The organism is Arthrobacter celericrescens (assembly GCF_003614925.1).
Classification (GTDB): Bacteria; Actinomycetota; Actinomycetes; order Actinomycetales; family Micrococcaceae; genus Arthrobacter; species Arthrobacter celericrescens.
Genome location: NZ_QYLP01000032.1, coordinates 1 through 24,667 on the forward strand (window position 1 = coordinate 1; position 24,667 = coordinate 24,667).

Annotated in this window: 22 protein-coding genes and 1 tRNA gene; 3 read left to right on the forward strand and 20 right to left on the reverse strand. The window is 67.7% G+C overall.

The window, feature by feature from the left end; translation table 11 throughout:
* Positions 1-82: 82 nt before the first annotated feature.
* Positions 83-2,638, reverse strand: a complete 2,556-nt coding sequence (locus D3654_RS07665) for a hypothetical protein (protein ID WP_162943675.1) — start codon at positions 2,636-2,638, stop codon at positions 83-85.
* Positions 2,639-2,815: 177 nt separating this feature from the next.
* A tRNA-Leu gene (locus D3654_RS07670) sits at positions 2,816-2,898 on the reverse strand.
* A 299-nt stretch (positions 2,899-3,197) separates the two neighbouring features.
* Between D3654_RS07670 and D3654_RS07675 the strand changes: the two genes are divergently transcribed.
* The gene (locus D3654_RS07675; protein ID WP_120520920.1) at positions 3,198-3,821 is read left to right on the forward strand and encodes a DUF1345 domain-containing protein; all 624 of its coding nucleotides are present in this window, start codon (positions 3,198-3,200) and stop codon (positions 3,819-3,821) included.
* On the opposite strand, the gene D3654_RS07680 is transcribed toward D3654_RS07675, so the two are convergent.
* The 13 genes from D3654_RS07680 to D3654_RS07740 all read right to left on the reverse strand — a co-directional run bounded on the left by D3654_RS07680 (position 3,822) and on the right by D3654_RS07740 (position 17,954).
* On the reverse strand, positions 3,822-5,900 hold the full coding sequence (locus D3654_RS07680; RefSeq protein WP_245413137.1) for a CBM96 family carbohydrate-binding protein: 2,079 nt from the start codon (positions 5,898-5,900) through the stop codon (positions 3,822-3,824). It lies immediately after the preceding gene.
* Positions 5,901-6,153: 253 nt separating this feature from the next.
* Positions 6,154-7,203 (reverse strand): metallophosphoesterase family protein, encoded by a 1,050-nt coding sequence (locus tag D3654_RS07685; RefSeq protein ID WP_120520922.1) that lies wholly within the window; start codon positions 7,201-7,203, stop codon positions 6,154-6,156.
* Entirely contained in the window at positions 7,200-7,406 is a 207-nt protein-coding gene (locus tag D3654_RS07690) for a hypothetical protein (protein ID WP_120520923.1), read from the reverse strand. Before D3654_RS07690 ends, D3654_RS07685 begins: the two co-directional genes overlap by 4 nt.
* Complete coding sequence (locus D3654_RS07695; protein ID WP_120520924.1) at positions 7,403-7,738, reverse strand: hypothetical protein; 336 nt, start codon at positions 7,736-7,738, stop codon at positions 7,403-7,405. Before D3654_RS07695 ends, D3654_RS07690 begins: the two co-directional genes overlap by 4 nt.
* Positions 7,735-9,579 carry a glycosyltransferase gene (locus tag D3654_RS07700; protein WP_120520925.1) on the reverse strand — a complete coding sequence of 615 codons (1,845 nt, stop codon included), beginning with the start codon at positions 9,577-9,579 and terminating at the stop codon, positions 7,735-7,737. The genes D3654_RS07695 and D3654_RS07700 overlap by 4 nt, the downstream gene beginning before the upstream one ends.
* Entirely contained in the window at positions 9,576-10,859 is a 1,284-nt protein-coding gene (locus tag D3654_RS07705) for a lipopolysaccharide biosynthesis protein (protein ID WP_120520926.1), read from the reverse strand. Before D3654_RS07705 ends, D3654_RS07700 begins: the two co-directional genes overlap by 4 nt.
* Positions 10,856-11,668, reverse strand: coding sequence for a glycosyltransferase (locus D3654_RS07710; protein WP_120520973.1), 813 nt, complete (start codon positions 11,666-11,668; stop codon positions 10,856-10,858). Before D3654_RS07710 ends, D3654_RS07705 begins: the two co-directional genes overlap by 4 nt.
* Positions 11,669-11,681: 13 nt before the next feature.
* On the reverse strand, positions 11,682-12,764 hold the full coding sequence (locus tag D3654_RS07715) for a hypothetical protein (RefSeq protein ID WP_120520927.1): 1,083 nt from the start codon (positions 12,762-12,764) through the stop codon (positions 11,682-11,684).
* A 54-nt stretch (positions 12,765-12,818) separates the two neighbouring features.
* Positions 12,819-13,817 carry a glycosyltransferase family 2 protein gene (locus tag D3654_RS07720; RefSeq protein ID WP_120520928.1) on the reverse strand — a complete coding sequence of 333 codons (999 nt, stop codon included), beginning with the start codon at positions 13,815-13,817 and terminating at the stop codon, positions 12,819-12,821.
* 1 nt (position 13,818) lies between these two features.
* The gene (locus tag D3654_RS07725) at positions 13,819-14,604 is read right to left on the reverse strand and encodes a glycosyltransferase family 2 protein (protein ID WP_245413138.1); all 786 of its coding nucleotides are present in this window, start codon (positions 14,602-14,604) and stop codon (positions 13,819-13,821) included.
* Between the two features lie 322 nt (positions 14,605-14,926).
* Positions 14,927-16,231 carry a M18 family aminopeptidase gene (locus tag D3654_RS07730; RefSeq protein ID WP_120520930.1) on the reverse strand — a complete coding sequence of 435 codons (1,305 nt, stop codon included), beginning with the start codon at positions 16,229-16,231 and terminating at the stop codon, positions 14,927-14,929.
* A gap of 10 nt (positions 16,232-16,241) precedes the next feature.
* A complete protein-coding gene (locus tag D3654_RS07735) occupies positions 16,242-17,159 on the reverse strand; it encodes an intradiol ring-cleavage dioxygenase (protein WP_120520931.1) in 918 nt (305 codons plus the stop codon).
* A gap of 96 nt (positions 17,160-17,255) precedes the next feature.
* A complete protein-coding gene (locus tag D3654_RS07740) occupies positions 17,256-17,954 on the reverse strand; it encodes a TetR/AcrR family transcriptional regulator C-terminal domain-containing protein (protein ID WP_120520932.1) in 699 nt (232 codons plus the stop codon).
* A gap of 291 nt (positions 17,955-18,245) precedes the next feature.
* Between D3654_RS07740 and D3654_RS07745 the strand changes: the two genes are divergently transcribed.
* Positions 18,246-18,503, forward strand: a complete 258-nt coding sequence (locus D3654_RS07745) for a hypothetical protein (RefSeq protein ID WP_120520933.1) — start codon at positions 18,246-18,248, stop codon at positions 18,501-18,503.
* 42 nt (positions 18,504-18,545) lie between these two features.
* Positions 18,546-18,761 carry a hypothetical protein gene (locus D3654_RS07750; RefSeq protein ID WP_120520934.1) on the forward strand — a complete coding sequence of 72 codons (216 nt, stop codon included), beginning with the start codon at positions 18,546-18,548 and terminating at the stop codon, positions 18,759-18,761.
* 62 nt (positions 18,762-18,823) lie between these two features.
* Here the strand turns inward: D3654_RS07750 and D3654_RS07755 are convergent, their stop codons facing one another.
* The 5 genes from D3654_RS07755 to D3654_RS07775 form a co-directional block, all read right to left on the reverse strand.
* Positions 18,824-19,522 carry a response regulator gene (locus tag D3654_RS07755; protein WP_120520935.1) on the reverse strand — a complete coding sequence of 233 codons (699 nt, stop codon included), beginning with the start codon at positions 19,520-19,522 and terminating at the stop codon, positions 18,824-18,826.
* A complete protein-coding gene (locus tag D3654_RS07760; RefSeq protein ID WP_120520936.1) occupies positions 19,519-20,859 on the reverse strand; it encodes a sensor histidine kinase in 1,341 nt (446 codons plus the stop codon). Before D3654_RS07760 ends, D3654_RS07755 begins: the two co-directional genes overlap by 4 nt.
* A 141-nt stretch (positions 20,860-21,000) precedes the next feature.
* The gene (locus tag D3654_RS07765; RefSeq protein WP_120520937.1) at positions 21,001-21,894 is read right to left on the reverse strand and encodes an ABC transporter permease; all 894 of its coding nucleotides are present in this window, start codon (positions 21,892-21,894) and stop codon (positions 21,001-21,003) included.
* A complete protein-coding gene (locus tag D3654_RS07770) occupies positions 21,891-22,901 on the reverse strand; it encodes an ABC transporter ATP-binding protein (RefSeq protein WP_120520938.1) in 1,011 nt (336 codons plus the stop codon). The genes D3654_RS07765 and D3654_RS07770 overlap by 4 nt, the downstream gene beginning before the upstream one ends.
* 136 nt (positions 22,902-23,037) lie before the next feature.
* Positions 23,038-24,555 (reverse strand): bifunctional phosphatase PAP2/diacylglycerol kinase family protein, encoded by a 1,518-nt coding sequence (locus D3654_RS07775; RefSeq protein ID WP_120520939.1) that lies wholly within the window; start codon positions 24,553-24,555, stop codon positions 23,038-23,040.
* Positions 24,556-24,667 lie beyond the last annotated feature (112 nt).

Below are 24,667 nucleotides of genomic sequence, written 5' to 3' on the forward strand. Positions count from 1 at the left end.
ACGACAAACTCGCCCAAACCTACCGGGCCGGCGTCGCACTCTACGCAGTCCTGATCTGGCTACGCCAATAAAGAGACACGCCCTAGTACCGGGACAGCTCGACGGCGGGCTCGCCGGATTCGAAGGTCACCTTGCCGTAGATACGGAAGGACATGGTGTCCGTCTCCGCTTTCCAGTCGGGATCGCTGCTGTAGAACGAGGCGTTCCGCTCATACTTGGCCGTAGCGCTCCCCTCGGATTCCGTGTTGATCCGCCACGTGCCGTCATAACTCGGGCTCAGGGAGACTTTCGGGTTCGCCGTAACACTCCATTTCACCTTCCGAACGTCGCCGAACTCGTAGCTGTAGAACGGGCAGCCTTCGACCTGGAGTTTCGCCGATGACGCGCACTTGCTTGTCAGGGCTGCCACTTCGCGGTTGACCTGCGCCAGGAGTTCCTCGCCCGCCCTCACCTTGAGCCTGGTATCTCCGGAAGCCCGGAGGCTCGTGCCGATGGCCACCGTGACGCGTTCCTCGTCGGCGGTGAGGTACTTCTCGCTCGACGGGACCGCGAGGGTGTATTCGCCCGGGAACGCCGGAAGCTCGACGGCCGTGCCGTAGCCGCCGTACGCGGCGCCGGTCGCGACGCTGACCCCGTTCACGGAGAAGGTCTCCAGGTCCAGGTCTGATGAAAACCGGACAATGTTGGTGCCGTTCGACTTCAACTTCCAGTGGTCGTCGAGCAGTTCGGGACGAACTTTGTTGAGGGCGAAAGGCACTTCCGAGCGGCGACCGTCCTGGCGCACTTCCACCAGCACGGTGGCTGTGTCCCCGGAAGTTTCGGTGGAAAGGACCGTGTAGCCGTCAATCCGCTTGGTGGCTGCGCCGTAGACAGCGTTGCTCAGCAGGGCGCGCTGATCGTTCGCGACACCCACGTCGGAGATCCGGAGCGCCTTCTCGGCGTCCCCGTCCATGAGGGCCTGGAGGTACTCCCCCACCAGTTTGTCCGGGCCGTTGGTGCCCTTGATGACGTTTGTGGTCACCAGGCTCCCCGCGACCAGCACAGCCAGGACACCCACGACCGAGGCGGCCAGGAGTGCTTTCTTCCTTCCTGCCGGGGACAGGCGTTTCCCTGCGGGCATGGCCTGCGGCCCGGTTGCCGGGCCTTCCACAGGGCCTGCGACAGGGCCGTCAGCAGAACGGGGCATGGCAGGCGCCGCGGGCTGGGTTTCCGGCTGGGGTTCCGCGACGCCGGATCCTTGGACGGGCCGCCGCTCCGCGATGCCTGCTCTGACCAACTTCTTGAGCCTGTCCGGAATGAACGGAAGGAGGTAGGGCGCTGCATAACGGGCGATGACTTCAGCCAGGATGCCCCAGAGCAGGAACACCACGGGTGACCACCAGGCCGGGAACAGGCTGTAACTCCCCTGGCCTAGCCCTGCCAAGCTGAAACCCGCCGTCATTCCGACCAGCGGGAAGAGCCCCAGGCCAAGCAGGAAGTACGCAAGCGGAACCGCGCACCACGAAGAGATGCGGCTGTTGTCGGTGTATCCGCGGCGAAGGAGTACCAGCACACCGACCGCGACGGTGCAGAGGACCGCCAAAAGGACAGCCACCAGCATGACGGCGAGGTTGGCACCCGCGGCATTGCCGGCGTCGAACCCGTAGGACAGCCGGTCCATGTTTCCTGCCGTGGAAGCGCCGGGCAAACTCGTCCCTGCGTGAAACCACAACCCGCCGAAGTGGCCCACGACGAACAGGAGGCCGGCCGCGTTGAGTGCCACAAGCGGCGCCGAGAAGGTTCCCGCCCAGCCGTTGCTCACGCCGGTGATGACCCAAAACACCGGCGTGGCGATGCACAGGAAGGCCAGGAAATGGCTCGACACCGCCACCAGGGGCAGTCCTGCAGACCTGGACCACGCCGCGGAGAAACCCAGCCGCGGGGTGGTCGGGGAGGTACGGCTCCTGGCGACTACCGAAACGGCCACACCGAGGAACAGCGCGAAGACCGTGGACCAGAAGCCCGCCGCGGTGATCGGCCGGGCCGTAAAGCCAACGCCCTCCGGAAGGCGCACGGCAGCCAGGGCTGCCACGGCGTTGACCAGGAGGGTGAAGACGACCCCCGACACCAGGGACTGTGCAAGAAGCTGCCCGCGCGAGGCTGAGGGAAGCTTCCGTTCGGCGATCCGGCTGGCGGAATAGAGGCTGAGGATGCTGACGGCAAGAACGCCGATCGGCACGAAATAGCCGTTGAAATCTCCCCGGATGGCTCCGAGGAAGGGAATGACGCCCTCAATGCTCGTTGACAGTGCACCAAGATGCGCCATCGCCACAAGTTGGGCTGCGAGCTGCCCGACAACCTCGGCAAGGTTCAGGGAACCGGGATCCGGGAGCCCGGGCGTCGTGACAGGCGCCGGCGTCAGGCGGCCGTTCGACATCCCGACGCCCACAAGGGCAACGACCAGCAGGACCGCTGACATGAGGAAGACGGCCGCGTAGCTCGCGGCCGCTGCCGCGGCCCCGGTCCACAGCGCCTTCGGCTCGATCAGGGCGGACCATTGCGGTGACCGCGGCCCGGCCTGTTGAGGATGGGCGGGCTGGGCCGGAACAAGAGGTGGTTCGGGCGCGTCGGACCTGGGCGTAGAAGGCAGCTGTGACATTTCCCCAATTTTTCTGTCGAGTGGCTACGTACGCGATGAATCTATGCGACGCCTATGTGGCTTTCCAGTGGTGCGCCGTCGGTTGTGGATAAGTGCCGCCGGGGCCTGGCTGGTGTGGCAATCGCGCACCGCGTTAAACAAAGAACACCCCGGTCCGAAGACCGGGGTGTTCCGTTGTGCGCGGAGGGGGACTTGAACCCCCACCCCCTTTCGAGGACTAGCACCTCAAGCTAGCGCGTCTGCCATTCCGCCACCCGCGCAGGTGAACCGGAGAAGCGTTTTTCTCCGAAGCAGCAGCAATGACCGTAGCACGGNAACCGGAGAAGCGTTTTTCTCCGAAGCAGCAGCAATGACCGTAGCACGGGAACCCCGCCGCCGCCGATTCGGACGCGCGCCGGGTGACACGTTTTCGTCCGAGGGCCTCGGTAGGGTGGCCCCATGGATGCTTCCCTGCTGAGCGCGATCATCGTTCCCGAAGCCAAGGACGAGCACGTTGCCGGCGCCTAGCAGGCGTCCCCCCACCCGACGCGCCCGGCGGAAGCGGCTCCGCCTCGCCGCCATGTTCGCCGCCGGCGCCGCGGCCGCGGTGGCCACCGGCACCTCCGGGAACTGGCTGGCCGCCCCGGTGGTGGGCTGGGTGGTCGCGTCCTTCACCTACGTGCTGTGGGTGTGGCTCGTCGTCGGACGGCTCGACCCGGACGCCACCCGCCGGCACGCAACGGAAGAGGACCCTTCACGCGGGGCGAGCGAACTGCTCATCCTCGGCGCGAACGTGGCGAGCCTGGCGGCGGTGGCCGCCGTCGTCGTCGGATCGCACCAGAACGACGGCGGCGGGCTGGCCGGGCGGCTCGCTGCGGGAGCGCTGGCGCTGCTGAGCGTCGCGCTGTCCTGGACGCTGGTCCAGACCCTGTTCACCCTCCGCTATGCCGAGCTGTACTACGGGACCGGCGAGGACACCGGCGGCGAGGTGGGCGGCATCAGCTTCAACCAGGACAGGCCGCCGCAGTACACGGACTTCGCCTACCTGGCCACGAGCCTGGGCATGACCTACCAGGTGTCGGACACCAGCCTCGAAAACCACCGGATCCGGGCCGAAGCCCTCAAGCACAGCCTGCTCTCCTACCTGTTCGGCACCGTGATCCTGGCGGCGACCATCAACCTGGTGATCGGCCTGGCCGGGTAACTACTGCAGCGTGAGCACCAGCTTGGGGGCCAGTGTGCTGCCCGCCTCCTTCGAGTTGAGGTCCACGGCGTCGGTGCTGCCGGAGTTCACAGCCAGCGAGAGCTGTTGGCCGAGTTCACCGGTCAGGCCGCTGACCGTCAGGGGGATGCTGTAGCCGGTGTTGATCGTTGTGGGGCCGAGCGTGCCGATGACGGTCCCCGGCGCCGGACGGTTGTTGTACGTGATCCCGGATTCAGTCCAACTGTCATCAGCGACCGGCCTGACGTTCTGCTTGCCCGTAGACGCATTCGCGGCGACGCTCAGGTACAAGGTCGCACTCTCCAGCGTCCTGCCCGCATATGGGGACAGGTCGAACTTCAGGTACGTGACTTCCACCGGACTGTTGTCGACACCAAGAACGGCGCTCGTGCCATAGTTCGTTCCCGCCTTCGTGTTCGCCACGTAGCTGTCAGCGGTGGGCGCGAGCGTCACGGTCTCCGGTGGCCCTCCGCCGGCGGAAGCCGTGGTGAAGGTCCAGGTCTTGTCCGTCGCCAGCGCGTTACCGGCAACATCTTCGACCCCACCGGGCCCGCCCCTGATCGTCGCCTCGTAGGTCGTGCCCGCAGCCAGGTCCGCACCCGGCGTCAACGTCGCAACGGTCCCGTTGTACGTCACGGCGGCCGGCACTGTCGTGGTTCCCGCGGTCAGGGTGAACGTGTTCGTGGTGACCGTCGAGGCATCCATCGCCTCCGAGAACGACCCCGTCACACCCGCCGTCACCGCTATACCGGTGGCACCGTCAGCCGGAGACGTACCCGTCACTGTCGGAGCCGTCGTATCACCACCGCCACCGCCACCGCTGGGGTCGTAATAGTGCCAGTACCGGCTTGTGGCGTTCACATCGGCGAGCACCAGCAGCCCGCTGTTGGCCGTGCCCCGCGCCGCGCTGTTGAGGTTCTGCTTCGTTGACGTGACGTTGTGGACATACTGGTCGGCGTCGACGATACGGGCCGTTTTCTCGGTGGTGAAGGCGATGTTGTCCAGCGGCGAGGACTTCTCGTAGATCGCACCTCCCGAGGCGGTGCAGTTGCCGGCGTTCGTCGTCCCGCCCGGCTTCGGATAGGTAGCGAAGGTACGCAGCATCTGCGTGCTCTCATCAATCAGCACCATGACCCGGTTGGGGCACTCCGACACAGTCGCGATCGTATGTGCCGACCACGTAGTGCCACTCAATGCCAACAGCTGGATCAACGGTTGAGAGTCGGAATTGAATGACGTCTTGGTAGCTGCGAAAACCCTGCCACCCGAGGAGTCCAGCCACTTCAGGTTCATGTGGTCATCACTGCTTTCCCGTCCCGACACCGCCGCGACAGGCGTGCTCCAGTCGGTGTTCGACGCTCCATCGACGTGGTAGCTCCAGTACATGCCGTCCGTGGAGTCAGTGGCCTCGCGGCTCCACATCAGACCCATCTTGCCGGGTCCAAATGCGATCACGGCCGACGTGTCGTCTACGGTCACGTTGCTCAGGGCCGAGGGATGCTGGAACGGGGCTCCCCACGTCTGGCCATCCTCGGCGGTGACGTTCAGGTAGATCTTGTTCCCCTGCTGCCATGTGGCCCACACCCGGCCCTTCGAGTCCTTATCGATGGTCAGGGTCTCGACTTTGTAGTTATTGATGTCTGTGGCACTCAGGAACGAGTACGTCTTGGCGATCGGGTCGTAACTGTAACGCCGCATCGTCGACGGGAAGTTCGGCTCGGCAGGGAGGGTATCGGCGACGAAGCGATAGCTCGCCACATACAACGTTGTCCCGTCCCACAAAACATCATGATGGGTGCTTGGCCGCGGCTCCGTCGCCACGCCCGTGTCCGTCCAGGAGCTCGTTGCGGCATTGAACCGGAAGATATGGAAGTCCGCGCTGGCCGTGTCCCAGAGGTTCCCCCACCAGAAGCCGTCATTGAACCACAACGAACTCGTCGCCCGCTTCGAACCCGTCGGCGTCCCCGTTCCCGAATGCGACGGACCTTCCACCCCGACATCACCTGCAGCAGCTGACGCCGGAACAGGCGCCACCAGGGCACCCAGGGCGAGCAGCAGCACTGATAGAAGTGCATTGAGCCCCGGGTTCCGCGACCGGCGTCGACGAGTAGCAGGCGGGCGGGCACGTCCCCGGCTCACGCCGGGCCGGAAAGCGCTGCGACCGCTTCTATGAGTATCTGCTTGGCTTTTCAATGTTGCTCCTCGGTGAACATGATCCCCAAGCTCTTTCAGTGTCAATGGTTGAAGCATCAATTTCAACCCCTCGTATCGACTTGTTGAACAGGCGTTTAGACAGGCACTGGACCGGCACGGCTCAACCACCGCCCGGACGCCAGTACCGCAGCCCGCCGCTGGCCGCGCCGTCGCCGGAGACGTCGATTACGGCGTAAGGAAAGGCTTGACGGTCCGACTGGTCAGGCCCGCGACCGCGGACGTCTGAACTCCACGTGCCGGTATTGATGTACCGGGTGGAGCACGCCTCGAGCGCCGACTCGAGGGCCCGGTGGGTGTGGCCGGACACGTACCAAGCCACCGCGGAACCGTGCGCCTCCAGGGTCCGTGCAAACCGGCCCGCTGCAGCAGCCTCGTGGCCGGCGACGCTGCGCCCGGCGGCCGCGAGCACCATGCGTGTTGCAGCGACCGGGATTGCCGATACCGTGCGGAACCGGGACAGGCCCGCCAACTCCCTCACGGTCATCCCGTCGAGCGCGAGCCGCAGCGACTCACTCTGCAGCAGCTGGCCGTACTCGGGTTCCCTGACGCGGCGTTCCCCCCGCTCCGACGCCAGGCAGGCCCGGGCAACAGCCCCGGCACGGCTGAGGCGGGACCTCGCCGGATGGGCGTGCCACGCGGCGAGCGGCGGCAGGTCCAGCTCGTCGGTCCCGTTGACCGCCGCGCGGAGCACCTCGGGGATCCGGTGCAGCGCGTGGTGCTGATGTCCATGCTCGGCCACGAGCACGTGGGGCACGTGCAGGAACCACGGGTGCACCCGGACCTGCGCAGGCTCGGAGGGGGACAGCAGCTCAGACAGGCGGGCCGCGACCGAGGGCCTGGCCAGCTCCACATCGTGGTTGCCGCAGACGAAGTGCAGTTGCACCCCGTGCGCCGCACACTGCTCCAGGACCCGGAACGTGCCGGAGTGGCGGGCGAGGATGGACTCGAGCCGGGCCAGGCTCTCTTCCTCGGCGGAACGGGGCAGTTCGAACGTGTCTCCGACGAAAACGACGTGCTGCTGGGGGCCCGGGGCCGGGAGCACCTCGTGCTGCAGGAACCCGGACAACACCTTGCCGGGCCCCCGGGGGTCGTCGTCCGTCACACCCAGATGGAGGTCACTGAGGAACCACCACCGCGCAGCCCGGTTCATGCGAGCAGTCCCAGCACGCGTGGAAGGAAGAGCAGGAGGTACACGATCCATATGGCGGCGACGGCGCTGCGGCTCACGGTCCGGCCGAGGAACTTCGGTCGTGTGGGCTGCGCGGTGTCTGAGCCGGCGCGCCGGACTTCGAATGCGATGAGGGTAACGAGCAGGACGGCGGCCGCGAGCAGTCCCGCGATGTCGATTATCATGCCGCCTCCTGCCGTCCGCGTGCGATGCAGGCAAGGACGGTGACGACGCCCATCGTCACGACGCACGCCTGCCACGACCACACAGCGAAGTAGAACATCGCCGTGGAAACCGCCGTGAGCGCGGCGAGACCGAGTGCCAGGACGAGCAATGCGTGAAGCGCGACGTCGTCCACGTGCAGGAGCCGGGTCATCGCCTCCCCCGGGAGGAGAACGAGAACGGATGCCGCGGCGGCCGCCTGCAGCGGTGTCGGCAGCCCGACAAGCGTTACCAACGACAGCCCGACGGCCGCGAGACCCAATGCCAGGGTGGGCCTGCTGATACGGCGGCTCATGGCGTCACCCGGTACACTCGCGCGTCAGCGTTGCTGAAGACAAGAGCCACGTTGTCCTGGGCGCTCAGCCATTCCTCCAGCTTTTCGAAGTCGCCCGGCCTGGTGGAGCCTTGGAGAAGGAGACTCGCCTCGGACGAGCGCGTGAGCAGCACGATGGCACCTGCGGGGTTGTGCCGGGCGTAGCCGTAAACGAATGGGCCGCACGCCGGCGTTGACAAGGACCCGCATAGGTCCTCGATGGTCCGGTAGCGGTGCTCAAGGTAGGCCTCGCTGCGCCACGGGGTCGGGTGCGTAGCCGAGATGATGGCAGAGCCGGGGGGTGCCAGGCGCTGCACGGCGGCGACGGCGGCGATCTCACCGTCTGTGAAGACGTCAAACCTGGCGTTCCCGAACCGCCCAGTCACGTTCAGCACGGCCAGCAGGAAACAGAGGAGGGCAATGCCCCCCGCCCTGCGGGGGCTGGGACGGGCAATGCCCCCCGCCCTGCGGGGGCTGGGACGGGTGCTGCCATCCGCCCTGCGGGGGCTGCGACGGGTGCTGCCGTCCGAGGGAAGCAGGACCGAACAAGCCAACATGGCGATGAAGGGCAGTGCGAAGAGCGAGACGCGGATGAGCATCTCCCCTCCATACGACTGCGCGGGGAAAAGCAGCAACGGAGTGACAGCGAGAAGGAGCACCCTGATGTCGAGGCGCCCTCGGCGCCAGTCGCGCAACGCCCCTGCCGCTGCCAACGCCCACAGCACGAAGGTGAGAACGATCCGGAGCTGTACTACGAGCACGTGCCCGGGGGTCCCGCTTGTGCGGTCGACGACGTTCGCCCCGATCACGCCCTCCAGTCCCCCGCCGCCCGCCAGGGGTGGGTGCCCGGTCAGGTAGGCACTAGCGGGGTAGACGAGCCATAGCGCCAGCACGACCGCAGTGATCAGGGGAAGTCGGCTGGGCCAGACCCGTCCGCTCAGAGTGAGGGCGGTAATGGCGATGAGCACCATGAACGGCGTCAGCTGATGGCTCGCGCAGATGACTGTGACCAGCAAGAGGGTCACCGCGAGGGCGCTCACCCGGCGCCCGGGGCGGAGCTCCTCGGGCGCCCGCCCCCGCCACCAGGCCGCCAGGTCGGCCGGTCTGATCCCGCGGATCTTCGGGGCCCGTGCGGCCAATGGGCCGATGACCAGCGCGAGCACGACAAGGTACAGGAAGAAGCCGAAGGCCTGGGGAGAGAGGTAGTCCTGATCCTGCCAGTTGCCGAGGCAGAAGACCCAAAGCACGAGCCAGCGCCGTCGCGGATCGCGCGTCAGGTAGCCCGTCAACACACCCAAGGCAGCAAGCCACAAACCCATGTTGAATACCGGCGCCCAGAGGGCAACAGCGATTGGATCGAGACCGGTCGCCCGGACCATCGTGGCCAGCAGGGCGAAGAAACCCGGCCAGTTGAAGTACGCGTCGATGTCCGGGTTGATCCCCTGGGTGCGCGAAAGGGCGTCAGCGATGCCGAGATGACGGAACGCGACCTCACCCCGCGGTACGTCCGTGACGAACGCCGCGGTCCCGAAGAGCACAAGAACGAGCACCACGACGAGCCACATCATGACCGCGCGGCGGGCCGGACCCGTGGCATCCCCCCGCAGCGCCACGACGAAGGCGACGTTCAAAAGCAGGACCCCCACCCAGAACGGGTATGGCAGGACGGCGACCAGCCCCAGGTCATCGTTGACGGGCACGGCCACCGTGGAGGCGGCCCCCACGGCAAGCGCCAGCGACACCGCGCCGGCCAGGGCGCAGGCCACGTCACGGGTCTTCCAGTGTCCCCGGGTGCGGTTGGTCGCTTCGAGCGTCCTGGTCATCGTGCCTCCCGCGTGACGCGCCTGAGCACGGCGATGAGCCTGAGGCCGACAGCGGCGGCCCCGATGGAGAGCACCACCAGCCACGCAACAGCCATGGCACCGGCGCCTCTTTCGGCGGCCGACAGCGCTGACGCACAGAGTGCGGTTCCCAGCACCATTCCGACCACGATCGCCTCCGCGTAGCGACCCCGGGCCCGGCACACGGCGTTGTAGGCCTGCAGCACGGCATACGCCACCAGGCCGGCCGCCAACCACCGCAAAGCGTCACTGGACGAATCGGCGTACTGCTCGCCCATCAGGCCGAGCAGCGGGCGGGCAAGGAGGATGAGGACGGCGGCAGCCAGACCTCCCACGGCGAGCGACCAGCGCAGACTCGCCCAGGTGGTCGACGCCAAGCGGTCCGGGTCGCGGACACCCTCGGAGAACTGGACGATGCCCATCAGCACCGGGGCGGTGTAGGCCGCCCAAGCCATCATCCATGCGGGATACCAGTAGGCAGCGGCCTCCGGCGACACCGTATGCGCGAGCAGGAGCGGCAGGACAAGCCCCGGGGCGCGCTCGGTGAGGGTGAGGAGCTGGTGCGGAAGGCCCATGGCCAGCAGTGGACGGCCTCGTGCCGTGCGCAGGGACGGCCGCGGCCAGTAGCCGACCAGTCTTCGCAGCTGGACCGCGCCGACGACGCACGCCACGGCGGTCCCGAGGGCCCAGCAGGCCATCAGCACGTCCGCGGAGGCGCCGTGCGCCTGCCAGGCCACGAGCGCTGCAGCCCCGAGTGAAACTCCGCCGCCCAGCGCGTACCTCAAGGTCGCGCTGGCACCGCGTCCCAACGCCACGAGGGCCTGGTCCAGCACGATGACCATGGTGCCGGTGACGGCCCCCACCAGGAACGTGAGCCAGAAGAGCACTGATGTTGAGGCCGTGTCCGGCGCCACGGCCGACTGCAGCACAAGGTAGCCGAGGGCCAGGACGGTGCCGGCGACCCCCACGATGGCGAACGCCGTATCCAGCACCCGCCGGGGCGGCTCCCCTCGCCCCACCGCGACGATCACGGCCGACCCGGTGCCCAGCACGGCGAGCTGTGTGCAGAGCATCACCGCCGAGACCGCAGCCGAGGTGAGGCCGACTTCACGCTCGGACGTGGCACGCGCGGCCACGATCCAGAAGGCAAAGCCCGCGCCCGTCTGGGCGGCCTTGGCCAGGACGAGGCCGAGGGAGCTGCGCAGGGGTGAGTGCCGGACGGCCGAGGCGCCCGGGACAGCAGCCCCCCGCACAGCCCTCACGGCGCCAGGCCCCTGACCAGGCCCACGTAGTTGTACCAGCAGAAGGCCAGGTAGTAGCGCAACCACCGGGGCTGGCCCGCAGCGAGGCTCAAGGCGCTGCCACGGACTGCCGCGGCGGCCGGCAGCAGGGCCAACCTCGCACCGTGCCAGCCGTTCTTGCGGATCATCCGTCCCAGGCCCGTTCCGTCCATGAGGAACTGGTCGAGTGCAAAACCGAAGTCGTCCGCGGCGAAGCGATGTTCGACGACGACCCGGCGTGACACCGCAGTACGCAGCCCCAACTCCCGCATCCGCCAACGCAGCTCAATGTCCTCCCCCGACCTGAACGAGTCGTCGAAACCCACGTCCAGCATCAGCTTGCGGTCGATGACCGTCGAAACGAGGCCGAACCAGTTGCGGCTTCGGCCGGTGCGATGGTGATGTGCCAGCGCCTGCCCCCAGTAGCCAGGTCCGGCGACACTTTCCAGGCCGGCCTGCAGGGCGTCATAACCGCCCTCCACAAGCTCCTCAAGCAGGTCGGCAACCCCCGTGGGCCCGAATACGACGTCGGCGTCGACGAGCAGGACCCAACGCGTCCTGCTGTTCCGCACACCGAGCGTCCGAGCCCATGGCAGGCCGCGGCCCTCGTCACTGAGGACCCGGGCTCCGGCCGCGAGGGAGAGCTCGACGGTGCGGTCGGTGGATAATCCGTCCACCACGATGATCTCGGCGACACCGGACTGGCGCAGGGCCTCGAGGCAGCGCGGCAGCAGGGCCTCCGCGTTCCGGGCCGGAACGACGGCGGTGACCTCGGCAGGGCTGTGACCCACCGCGTCCACCCCCTCAGGCGCGCTCGTCGAGGATGGACGGCAACAACTGTTCAAGGTGCCCGACGATGTCATCGGACGCCTCGTCCGCCGAATACGCAGAGGGCACCTGCAGCAGGTGGCAGGGACGTCCGTCAAGCGCTTTGCTCAGCACGACCCCCTTGGCCGCGAAGTGCTCGCGCCACGGGACGACGGACGTGGCCGCCAGGCCCGTCACGACCCGCTGCGAGAAGCCCGCCATCTCGATGTGGAAGTTGCCGATCATGCGGTCCACCATCCAATCACGCGTCCGCTCGACGAGCCGGGACTGTGTGCCCTCGAAGCGCTCGATGTAAATGGCGGCCGCGAGCGGGGCCGAGGTGGTCACTTCCCGACCCGGGAACGCGGTCCCCGGATCGACCATGCGGTGCTCCGGCGACCAGCGCCGGGAGAAGTCCGCAAGGCGCGGATAACGGATGACGTACGGATGGACCAAGGTGGTGAGACGGCCGACGCTCCCCGAGAGCCGTGAGGGGACCAGGGGCTTCCGGACACCTTCGAACAGGTGCGGGTAGATGGACCGGTGGTGCGGCTTGATGAACATCGGCTTCGCGTAGCCCAATAGCGTGGCGTCCTCGGCAAGGAAGGCCCAGTCGTCACCCATGAACGACCACCCCTCACGCCGCATGAGCTTGGCCGCGGTGCTCGTCTTACCCGTCCCGCCAGCGGCGGGAAGCGCGATCGCGTGCCCCCGGTATGCCATCGTAGCCGCGTGGATCATGCCCGCTCCCCGACTGACCATGGCAGCATCGAGGACAGGGACCACAGAGGTCAACAGTTCGCCCGGCCCGTGGATGCGCCACTGGTCTTCGTCCCTCACGATCTGGACCCGCTCGGCCTGGAAACGTACGCTGTTCCCCGTGTACGCGAGCTCGTGCTCGACCAGGCCGGCATCCGGCATCGGCTCCGGCCTGTCATCGACGACGATGGTGGCCGGCCGTTCGGTGTCGGTGGCGTAACACGCCAACATGCTCCGGAGCTGGGCTGCCGCCGGCGCCTCTGCGTCGACGCGGATCGTGACGCGCCCGTGGATGTCGAAGTGCAGTGCCTTGGTGTGCATGGTGGCCCCCTGTCCAGTGGTGTTACGCGGATGGTGTTGCTGGTGCGGACGATCTCATTGGACGTGCGTCCACGGTGCGCCTACAAGGCCAGCCTTGTCCGACGAGCGCCTCGCTGCGTACGCGATCCCGCGCCCGCGGATGTAACCCGCGGCGGAGCAGGCGAGAACCGCAACAACGGCTCCGGCGCGCCCGAGTCCTTGCGGATTGTTCCCGCGCCCCCAATCGCGTACGCCGGCGAAAACAGCCCGCGGCAAGACACTGCGCACGTATCTCCGTTCCGGGGTGAGCGTCCGGTTGTGGCCCACGAGCTCGCTGACCTGGGCCTTCGATAGACCTTCCGACCATGAACGCGACAAGATGTAGCGGACCTTCCCGCGCTCGGCCGGCACATGGTGGCGCACCAGGGCTGCCGGTTCATAGACGATCCGCCCGCCAGGGGAACCCATCCTGGACCGGATGCAGATTTCGGTCTCCTCGCACCCCAGGGGCAACGTCCCCTTGCGGCCCAAGGAAAGGTTGAAGCCGCCGACCCGCCTGAGAACGGAGCGCCGGAAGGACATGTTTGCACCAATGACATTCCGGACCTCGGAAGCGACCCTGGGCATTCCGGTGTAACTGCACCCCACGATCCAGTCGAGTTCCTCGCCGAAGTAGCCAGGGCGGGCGGCGTCCCACAATGGCTCAACGCGTCCGCCCACCGCAAGCACGTCAGGATCGTCGTAGTAGGCCAGCAGCCGTTCAAGCCAGTCCGGGGCAGCTTTGGCGTCGTCGTCCAGGAAGGCAATGACCTCCGAAGCCGCCAAATCCACCCCTGTATTGCGGGCCCCGGAAAGCCCGCGGGGGCCACGGCTCCTCACCACGGTGACATCATCGACAATTTCGACGAGCCTCCTGTACAGGTCCTCGTTGTGGTCTGTCACCACCAGGACTTCCTCGGCTGGAACCGTCTGGGTACGGACGGACTCAATGACATCCAGAAGTTGGTCCCAGCGCCTCGTGGTGTAGGTGCAGATGACCACCGAAACCGTCGGAGGGGCAACATAGCGCGGCATGCTAGGCGCTCCGGACCACGGACAGGACGGTCTGGGGGTCGGTGGGAGTGTGCGGGACCCGCACGTTCGCGTACGCATACGCCACGCGGCGGAGAGCTTCAGGCCGTGCCCCGGCGGTCGGCGCCTCCCAGAGCAGGCATTCCCGCGCGAGCGTCGTCAGGACCCGCCACCCATCATGGAAAGTCTGCAGATGCGAGGCCCCCGAGATCCGGCCCAGCTCGTTGCTGGGCACCTCTGCGATCCGCAGGCCGCCCCTGGCTGCCCGCACAATCAATTCGGTCTCGATCTCGAAACCGTCCGATTCAGGCTCGAGGATGCCCAGGCACTCCCTCCGGAATGCCAGGTAGCCGTAGCAAAGGTCGGAATAGTTGCTGTGAAGGACGGCGTTGGCCAGGCCGGTCAAGGCCCGGTTGCCGGCGCTCCGCAGATGGGTCAGGTCCTCGGACCCGCCCCCGGTGACGTAGCGGGAGCCCTTGACGAAGTCGTAGTCGTGCTGGAGCGGGGAGACGAACCAGCCTATTTCCTGGGGGTCCATGCTTCCGTCCGCATCCAGCATCACGATGATGTCACCGGAGGATGCGGCGAATCCAGCCCGCACCGCGACACCTTTACCTCTTCTCTGTTCGTCCACGACGACCACGTCGGGACGCAGTGCCCGGGCAACCTCCACGGTATTGTCCCGGGAGTGCCCGTCGACGATTACCACCTCGTCCACATACGACGGCATGCGGCGAAGGACCCACGGAAGGTTCATTGCTTCGTTCAGCGTGGGAATGATGACGCTCACTGATGCGTTCGAGGACTCCACGGCAGGCCTCGTGAACGAAATTGGGGGCTGGGTGGAAATAGACATGGGGCCTCACCACTTCACGACATTGCGGACGGAACCGCTGCGCCTAGCCGGGGAGTTGAGCGCAGCCGTATCTTCTTATCCGGTCATGTCAAGTCTCTGGCCTCCAGCTTTCAATGCCTGTGACGCTGGCCGTGACGCCTAGTTTAGGGTTGACCGTAACCGCTCGCACGAGTAGCGGGTACTCGTTTTTTGCCGTGAAGTTCCGTTCCCTTCCAAGTAAGGGGTAAGTACTTGGTTTGCCCCGAAACCGGCCGCCCTATGCGGCCGTCCGGAAGAACAGCTCCGAGACGGCGGCGAGCGAGTGCGGGTCCTCGGTGCCGCACAGCTCGCGGGCCGAGTGCATGGACAGCAGGGGGATGCCGACGTCGACCGTCCGGATGCCAAGGCGGGTCGCCGTGAGGGGGCCGATGGTTGAGCCGCAGGGGATGTCGTTGTTGGAGACGAATTCCTGGTACGGCACGCCGGCCTCGCCGCAGAGCCGCGCCCAGAACGCGGCGCCTGTGGCGTCCGTGGCGTAGCGCTGGTTGGCGTTGATCTTCAGCAGCGGCCCGCCGTTGAGGACCGGACGGTTGGCGGGGTCGTGCCGTTCCGGGTAGTTCGGGTGCACCGCGTGGCCGGCGTCCGCGGAAACACAGAACGACGCCGCGAAGGCCTGCCGCCGTTCGCTCACCGAGGCGCCCAGGCCGTCGGAGATCCGGGTCAGGATGTCCTCCAGGATCGGCCCGCATGCGCCGGAGCGCGAAGCGGAGCCGATTTCCTCGTGGTCGAAGGCGGCCAGCACCGCGATGGGGCCGCCCGCCTGGACGCCCGCGGAAGCGTGCACAATCAAAGCCGCCAGGCCTGCGTGCGTGGAGGAGAGGTTGTCCAGGCGGCCGGAGGCGAAGAATTCGCCCTTCGCGCCGAACACAGCCGGCTCCTGGGTGTCGGCGACCACGATGTCGTAGCCGCCGATCCGTGCCGGATCCACGTCCGCGTCTGCGGCGAGCAGCGCCAGCAGGTCTTCCGAACCCGGATCGCCCAGCCCGAAGACCGGGTTCATGTGCTGCTGCTTGCCCAGGGCCAGGCCGTCGTTGACGGCGCGGTCCAGGTGGATGGCCAGCTGCGGGAAGCGCAGCAGCGGGCCGGTGGCGGTGAGGTGCTCGGTGCCGTCGAGCATCACGAGGCGGCCGGCCAGGCGCAGTTCGCGGTCCAGCCAGGAGTTCAGCAGCGGGCCGCCGTAGACCTCCACGCCGGCCTGCAGCCAGCCGAACTTGCCCGTGGTGGGCTTGGGCTTGAGCTTGAAGGACGGTGAATCCGTGTGGGTGCCCAGGATGTTGAAGGGCGTGGCGGAGCCGGCGCCGCCGGGAACCACCCAGGCGATGAGGGCGCCGTCGCGGACCACGTAGAACGCACCGCCGCCCTTAAGCGGGACCGGCCAGGCCTGCGCCTCATCCAGCCGGGTGAACCCGGCGGTGTTGAGCCGGCGGGCTGCTTCGTGGACGGCGTGGAAGCTCGACGGCGACGCGGTGACGTACGCGCCGAGGTCCTGGATGTGCTCTTGTGCGGTGGCAGTTGACGGCATGGCTCCGAGTCTAGATGGTCACATTCAGTGCCGCCGTGTAGCCCGCCTTCGCCGAGCCGGTCATGGTGGCCAGCTGGTAGACGCCGCCGTCGTCGCCGAAGACGTTGTCCGATTTCAAGGTGGTGTTGGGGAAGTTCGCGGCGCTGGTTTCGTAGCCGCTGGTGGCGTAGACATCCCGGCAGGCCGCGTCCGTCAGGGCGATCTGCGAGACCGCCAGGAGCTGGCCCGCGCTGTTGGCGTTGCCCAGCGATTCGAAGACCTCGAAGTGGATGTGCGGCCAGCGGCCGTTGTACGCGCCGGGGAAGATCGTGGTGAAGCTCAGCTGGCCGTTCGCGTCCGCTTCCTGGACGCCGCGCAGGTAGTTCTCCTTCTCCAGGCCGGAATCGTACAGCGAGTACTTCCCGTCGCGGTCGCAGTGCCAGGCGTAGACGGCTGCCCCGGCGAGCGGAACACAGCCGTTCGCGTTGTCGAGGAGGGTCAGGGTGACAGTCAGCGGGACGCCGTCGACCTTGGTGCCGGAGGTGCCGAAGCTGGTGGTGATGTCCTTGCGGACCACGCCGGAGGCTTCCAGGACGTTCGGCCCGTTGGAGCCGTCGCCCGGGTAGGGCCCGGCGGTTTCCTGCGGGATCTCCACGCCGCATTCAGCGAAGGCGCGGGTCACCGTGGAGGACGCGGACGCCGACGGCGAGGCGGCCGCCGTCGTGCCGCTGCTTGCGGTGCTGCCCGCGCTGCCCGACGCCGCGGCGCTGCTGGCGCTGTCCGTTGCAGTTCCGCTGCCGGTTCCGTTAGTCGGGGTGCAGGCGGCCAAAGCCGCGGTGGCGGCACCGCCGAACAGCACGCCGAGCGTGCGCCGGCGGCTCAGGAGGGTGGAGAGGTCGAACTCGAGTCCGCGGTCGTGGTCAGGATGGGGGCCGTTGGAAGGTGTCATGGGTCCATGGAAGCCCGGCGGCCTGTGCCTTGTACATGGGGTTTCTGTGCCGCGGCTGTGAGTGGACTTGACGCCGCAGGAGTGCCCACCCCGGCTTCAGTTTGCCGCGCTGGAGGCGAATTGCTGGCCGAAACCTGACAGGAGGATGTTCATTCCTCGGTCCAGTTCCTGCTCCCCGTCGTACTCCAGGAGCTCGGGGGCCATGCGTCGAAGGTGGGGGAAATCCCGCAGCGGGAGGCGCAGGAGCCCCAGCCTGAGGAGTGCTTCGTTTTCGTCCGGATCGGCGATGAGTTCCTGCAGTTCGTTCAGGAGGTGCCCGTAGAGGAAACCGTAGAACGCGCGGTAGACGTGCAGCGCGTCCCCCGGGGTGAAACCCGCATCGATCAGGAGCCTCAAAACCTGCTCCAGGGGCTTCAGCGCTCCCGCGGGACGCAGGCCCAGCGGCGTCGACAACGGCCCGCTCACGATCACCGGCACGACGTTCGGGTGCAGCATGCACACGCGGCGCAGTTCGTGCGCCATGCGGCGCAACTGCTTCTCCCACGATGTGTCGTCGTCCGGGAAGACCTCCACTTCCTCCAGAACCAGCTCGACGACGCCGGCCAGCAGTTCCTTCCGGCCGGCCGCATGCCTGTACAGGGCCATCGGGTCGCGGCCAAGTGCCTGCCCGAGCCGCCGCATGCTTAGGGCCTCAAGACCGTCCGCATCCACCAGGTCCAGGGCCGCGCGCAGGACGATCCTGCGGTTGAGCCGGCCAGGCCGCGGGTCATTCCCGGGAGCTGCACTACTATCCATCGCCGTCTCCGCCCCTCCTTGCCTGGACACCCGGGAACATTCCCGGAAACCTGCCTTGCAAATGCTTGCTTTAAAAGAGGCGTAGATCTACAGTGTAGACAATGAGTTACGTGTACGCCTTATGCCTACAGTGTAGGCGCCGTTCGCGGTAAAAACCATGGCCGTGCCGCCATCCTCCGGCACGAAAAACACCGAAAGCACCCCGCCGTCGCACCATCCCCGCGGCGTCCCGGTGCCGCTGTCCCGGCCACCGTGGCTGGCAGCCGCAGTAACCAGACCGAAAGGCCTCCGATGGCCGTTTCACACTTTGACCGATTCCTCGCCGAGGCCACCGTTCCCGACCCTGACCCCACACGCTGCGTTGACATCGACCAACTCTTCGGCCTCTACATCAGCTGGTGCAACGTGCAGCAGCAGATCCCCGATTCGGAGCACGTTTTCCGGGCAGCCATGAAACGGCACGGCATCAACACATCGGCCCCGGGTCTGCGGAAAACCGGCCCCGCAGCGATGGACTACATCCTGGCGAGCTACCCGGCCCTGCCCTGACCCGTCCCGCGCCAAGGCATACACGAAGGCAAGGAGAACATCATGACCAGACCAGCCGACGTCTCGCCGTCCTACGGACCGGACGGCACCGCGTATCTCGTCCAGTGCGGGGCCTCGTCAAGGGGCCGCCTCTTCTACGAACTCAAGTCCGCACTGCGCTACGCCCAGAAACACAACACCAAGCACCACCGCGGCGCCGTTGCGCATGTCCGCGAACGGGGCGATCAACAGACCGAATTCGGCGAGAAGGACAATTGATCCTGCCCACCCGATGAGCAGCGTCAGCCCGCATGCGCAACCCGTCCGCGGACTCGGGTTCCTCAGTAGTCCGGGTTGTTGCTGGGGACCACCAGTCCGCTTTCGTACGCGTACACCACCACCTGGACCCTGTCCCGCAGGTGCAGCTTGGTGAGGATCCGGCGCACGTGGGTTTTCACCGTGGCTTCGGACAGGAAGAACTTATGCGCGATCTCCGCGTTGGACAGGCCCTCGGCGATGGCCTGGAGCATCTCGGTCTCGCGCGGGGTGAGCTCGTCCAGCAGCGGGTCCCGGGGCTGGGGAGCGGATTGCCCGTGCGGGCGGGCGCCCCGCACGTACGTTTCGAGCAGCCGCTGCGTGACCCGCGGCGCCACCACGGCATCCCCGCTGGCCACGAGCCGCACGGCGTGCACCAGTTCCTCCGGGGCCACGTCCTTGAGCAGGAACGCCGAGGCACCGGCCTGCAGTCCCGCGAAGGCGTACTCGTCCAGGTCGAAGGTGGTGAGGATGATGACCCGGGCGGCGGAGTCCAGGGCGCTGAGCCGGCGGGTGGCCTCGATGCCGTCCATGCCGGGCATGCGGACGTCCATCAGGATGACATCCGGGTGCAGGGCCGCGGCCTTGGTCAGGGCTTCGTTGCCGTCGGACGCCTCGCCCACCACTTCCAGGTCCGTTTCGCCCTCCAGGATGAGCCGGAAGCCCATGCGCAGCAACGGCTGGTCGTCCGCCAGCAGCACCTTGATCGTTCCGTCTCCGGTCATGACTTCCCCTTGTCGCCGTTCCAGTTCAATTCCGCGTGGACCTGCCAGCCGCCGCCAGGCCCCGGGCCGGCTTCCACGGTGCCGGCGTAGATCCGTGCCCGCTCCCGCATGCCGTTGATGCCCTGGCCGGTCCCGATTCCGGGGACGCCGGCTCCGGGTCCGCCCGCTCCGGTGCCGTCTTCGCGGGTGCTGCGGCCGTCGTCGTGCACGTCAATGGCCACCCGGTCCCCGTCCCGCTGCACGCGGACCTCCACCAGGCCCAGCGAGCGGCCGTACCGCAGCACGTTGGTGAGGGACTCCTGCACGATCCGGAACACGGTGAGCCGGAAGGCGGGGTCGTCCGGCAGTGCCGGCCCGGTGTGCGAAAAATGCAGGGGAAGGCCCGCTGTGCGGAAGCCCTCCAGCAGGGTGGCGAGGTCCGCCGAGTCCGCGGGTGCGAGCGGGGCGGGGCGGCCTGAATCGTCCCGCAGCACCCCCAGCACGCGGCGCATGTCCGCGAGTGCGGTGCGGCCGGTGCGCGACAGTTCGCCGAGGACTTCCGCGGCGCGTTCGGGATCCTTCCGGACCACGACGGCGGCCCCGTCCGAGAGGCTGACCATCACCGTGAGCGAGTGCGCGACGACGTCGTGCATCTCCCGGGCGATCCGGTTCCGTTCCGTCACGGACCCCAGGCGGGCGGTGCGGGCGGCCCAGGCGCGGATCTCGGACTCGTGTTCGCGGCGCTGCCGCACCGAGATGCCGATCCCGGTGGCGATCAGGTTGGACAGCAGGATGCTGACGGCCGCGGTGATGTTGCTGATGAGGTGGTAGTTCTCGGGCAGGTCCGGGTCCGCGGCTCCGCCCGGCCCGCCGGGGCTGGTCCACATGAACAGGTAGAGCAGGGTGAGCGGCAGGCTCGCCGCGGCGAACACTGCGAGGGCGCTGCGCCGCGGCCGCACCACGGCCACGGCGTACAGCGCGAACCATAGGCCCGCGGACACATTCGTCCCCCACGGCTGCAGCAACGTCACCGCTAGTTCCAGGAGCGCGACGACGGCCGTCACCGCCAGCGGGAAGGCCCGGCGCAGGAAGAGCGCCGCGGCGATGGCCACAAGCAGCAGCCCGGCCGGCCACTTGCCGTCGCCCACGCTGCTGATCATGGTGGACAGCGCCAGCAGCAGGTAGCAGAGCACCACCACGGCATCCATGGCGCGCGGATGTTCGTAGAAGTACCGGCGCACCCTGCCGCGGCGGCGCGCCGTGATCTCGGCGAAGGACGCGTCGGCCGCCGGAGCCGCGGCCACGGGTCCGTCCTTTGCCGGCGGAACCGCGTCCCTTGCCGGCGCTTCGTCACTCATGGAACGAGCCTAGACCGGTGCTGATGCTCCCGGCCTTCATGCCGATTTCGCGGGAGAGCTGCGGGGTCGCCGGGACGTCGTTCCAGCGACCCCGCAGCGTTCCCGCGACCCCGAAGGGCGACGGAGCGGTTACGGTGCGGATCAGACGTCGCGCTTCTTGAGGGCGAACATCGCCGGAACCAGGAAGAGGATGACGTAGCCAAGGAAAATCAGGCCGCCCTGCCACGGGTCCAGGATGCCGTCCGCGTGCCCGATCGAGAGGAAACGGCCGCCGGCTTCGCTGGGCAGGTACTGGGGAACGTACTTCCAGAAGTCGCCCGGAACGAAGGCCAGGAAACTCCCGGCGAACGGCAGGACGAACATGATCGCAACCAGGATGGTGATTCCGCCCGCGGAGTTCTTGAGCAAGGTGCCCAGGGACAAGCCGATCAGGGCGACCCCGGAAACGTAAAGCCCGCCGGTCAGCAGGCTGTAGAGGACCCCGTCCGTGCCCCAGTCCAGGTCCAGGCCCATTCCGGTGAACATCGGCGCGGCCAGCAGGAAGCTGAGCGCACCGCCGGCGATGGAGAGGACGTAGGAAACCACCACCAACACCACGGCCTTCGCGGCGAAGGTGGACAGGCGGTCCGGGGCGGCGTTGAACGTGGAGCGGATCATGCCGGTGGCGAACTCCGAGGCAATGAAGAGCACAGCCAGGGAGCCGAGGACCAGGATGCCGATGTTCAGGCCGGCGTTGGGCAGGTTGTAGAGCTCGAAGGCCTGGCCGGCCGGGATGGATTCGGCGGCCTGCTGCGGGGTCATTTTCTGTCCCCCGGGCCCTTCCGTGCTCGTCATCTGGTTGATGATGCTCCACCGGGCGAGGGCTGCCAGCATGGCGACGCCGACGATCGCCACGAAGGTGCCCAGCACCAGGATCTTGGTGCTGAGGAGGGTCCGGAACTTGATGAATTCCGAGTCGAGGACCCGGAAGAAGTTCACTCCGTGGCCGGCGGTTGCCGGAGGCGTGGATTTGGCGGAGACGGTGGCGGTGCTCATCGCTGGGATCCTTCCATGGCGGCGGCTTCGGCGTCGGACATCCGGTAGGCCCCGGTTCCGGAGCCTCCGTTCAGGGGGCCGGGCGCCTGTCCCGCGTGTGACTCGAGGTGCGAGTGGTACTCCACCTCGTCCCGGGTCAGCTGGAAGTACGCCTCTTCCAGGGATGACGTGAGCGGCGTCAGTTCATAGACGAGCACGCGGTTTTCGAGCGCCAGTTCGGCGATCCTACGCGGGTCGATGCCCGAGACTTCGAGGGTTTCCGGCTCGTTCTGGTCCACGCGGACGCCCTCGCCTGCCAGCAGCACGCCCAGGCGCGACGTGTCCGGGGTCCGGACCAGGGTGCGCTTGCGGGTCTGGCTTTCGATCAGCGCCTCCACCGTGGTGTCGGCGATGATCCGGCCGCGGCCGATAACGATCAACTGGTCCGCGGTCTGCGCCATCTCGGACATCAGGTGGCTGGAGATGAAGACCGTCTTGCCTTCGCGGGCAAGGTACCGTGCGAGGTTGCGGACCCACAGCACGCCTTCGGGGTCCAGGCCGTTGACCGGTTCGTCGAGGATCAGGGTCTGGGGATCGCCGAGGAGCGCGTTGGCGATGCCCAGCCGCTGGCCCATGCCGAGGGAGAACCCGCCGGCCTTCTTCTTCGCGACGGCGCTGAGGCCGGTCATGTCGATGACCTCGTCGATGCGCTTTTTCGGGATGCCGTGGGTGGCTGCCATGGCCCGGAGGTGGTTGTAGGCGCTGCGGCTGGTGTGCACTGCCTTGGCGTCGAGCAGGGCGCCCACCTGGTGAAGCGGTGCCTTGTGCCTGGCATACGGCAGGCCGTTCACGGTGACGCTGCCGGCGGTGGGTCGGTCCAGGCCCATGATCATGCGCATAGTGGTGGATTTGCCGGCGCCGTTGGGGCCCAGGAAGCCCGTGACCTTTCCGGGTTGGACGGTGAAGCTGACCCCGTCGACGGCGGTCTTCTCGCCGTAGACCTTTCGCAGCCCGTGTGCCTCAATCATGGAGTGCCCCGATCATGGAAGTGTCCCTTCCCTTTCGCTGAAGCTGAGTGTTGTTGACGGTATTAACAACGCTAGCCACGAAGATCCCGGGTTTCGCCTGTCCCAGGGATGATTCAGGGTCGGATCAGGGTAGTCCTCATGGATGATCCGGGCCTGCCTCGGCCGGCGAGTACACCCGGAGGTGGCCCGGCGCGACGCTGAACCCGGCGCTGCGCACCCCGGGGAGGGGTTCGCCGTCGACCGCCAGCACCAGCGGCGAGTCCAGCGCGTCTACGCTGATCCGCGACGCCTCACGCAAGTGGGTCACCTTCGAACTGCCGGCGGTTCCGGTGGCCACCGCCCAGAGCAGCCGGAGCCGGGCAAAGGGCTCGTCCGCGGTGACCATGCGGATGTCCAGGACGCCGTCGTCCATCACGGGGCGGGCCAGCGGCGCGAGGTCCCGCGGATAGTACCGGCCGCGGCCGAGGTAAAGGATCCAGATCCGGTGCCGGACGCCGTCGATCAGCAGGCTGGTGGGCGAGGACGCGCCGAAGGTGCGCAGCCCCGCGATCAGGCCGGCCAGCGGTTTGCCGAGGGCGCCTTGGAGGCGTTCGCGCCGGCGCACCAGGTTCGGATAGACGCCGATGCTGGCGGTGTTGAGCATGGCGAGCTCACGGATCTCGTCCGTCCCGTCCTGGCCGCGGCCAGCCGTCACATGCCCCAGGTCCACGCTCATCCCGCTTCCGGCCTCCGCGGCGGCTACGGCGTCCTCGAGGGTGGCGATGCCGGTGTCGCGGGCGAAGTGGTTGAGCGTCCCGCCTGGCAGCACCAGCAGCGGCAGTCCGTGTTCGACGGCGGCGGCCGCCGCGGTGCCGACCGTTCCGTCGCCGCCCCACACGCCCAGGGCCTTGGTGCCCGGCCGCGCGGCGGTTTCCTCGATGACGGCGGTGACGTCATCGTCGTCGCCGGCCTCGCGGATGTGCGCCTGGGGGAAGGCTTCCTGCAGGAGTTGGCCGGTCTCCGGCGAGTAGGAGCCGCCCTTGGCGTTGACGACGATCGCCAACCCGGCGCCGTCGGCGATCCGCGGGAGGTCTTCGTCGGTGCGGCGCTGCTCCGGCTGCTCGGCCCGCTCCGGCCACCAGCGGCGGGTGAGCAAGGCAGCGCCCACGCCGATCGCGGAACCAAACACGACGTCGGAGGGCCAATGAGCGCCGGTGTGGACGCGGGAATAGGCGACGCCGGCGGCCACCGGGGCGAGGAGCGCGCCGGCCGCCGGGTGGACGAAGGAAACGCCCAGGGTAAAGGCCACTGCCGAGGCCGAGTGGCCCGAGGGCATCGAGGAACTGGTGGGCTGCGGATGGACGAAACGGAAGACCGGGAGGTGCTCGGGCAGGGGCCGGGCGCGCGGGAGCAGGGTCTTGAAGCCGAGGTTGGTCACGGCGGACGCAACACCGAGGGCAAGGAGGCCGTGCACTGCCGCCCGGCGGGGTTTCCCCGGAACTGCGGCAAGGGCGCCGGCGACGGCGAACCACAGCTTGCCCTTGGTGGCAGAGGCCGAGAGGTTGCGGAAGAAGGCGTCGTGGTTCCCGTGCGGCCAGCGGGAAATCGTGCGGACCACGGCGCGGTCGAAATCGGCGATCCGGCCCGGGCCCTGGCGGAGGAGTGCGGGAGGCATTGCGAGCCCTCGGCGTAACCCAAGGCTCCGGCGCGGCAATGTCAGCATGGGGCCAGCGTACTCCTGCGCGCCGCGCGGGTGCCGGGGTGCGGGGCGGGCCGTCGTCGGGAGC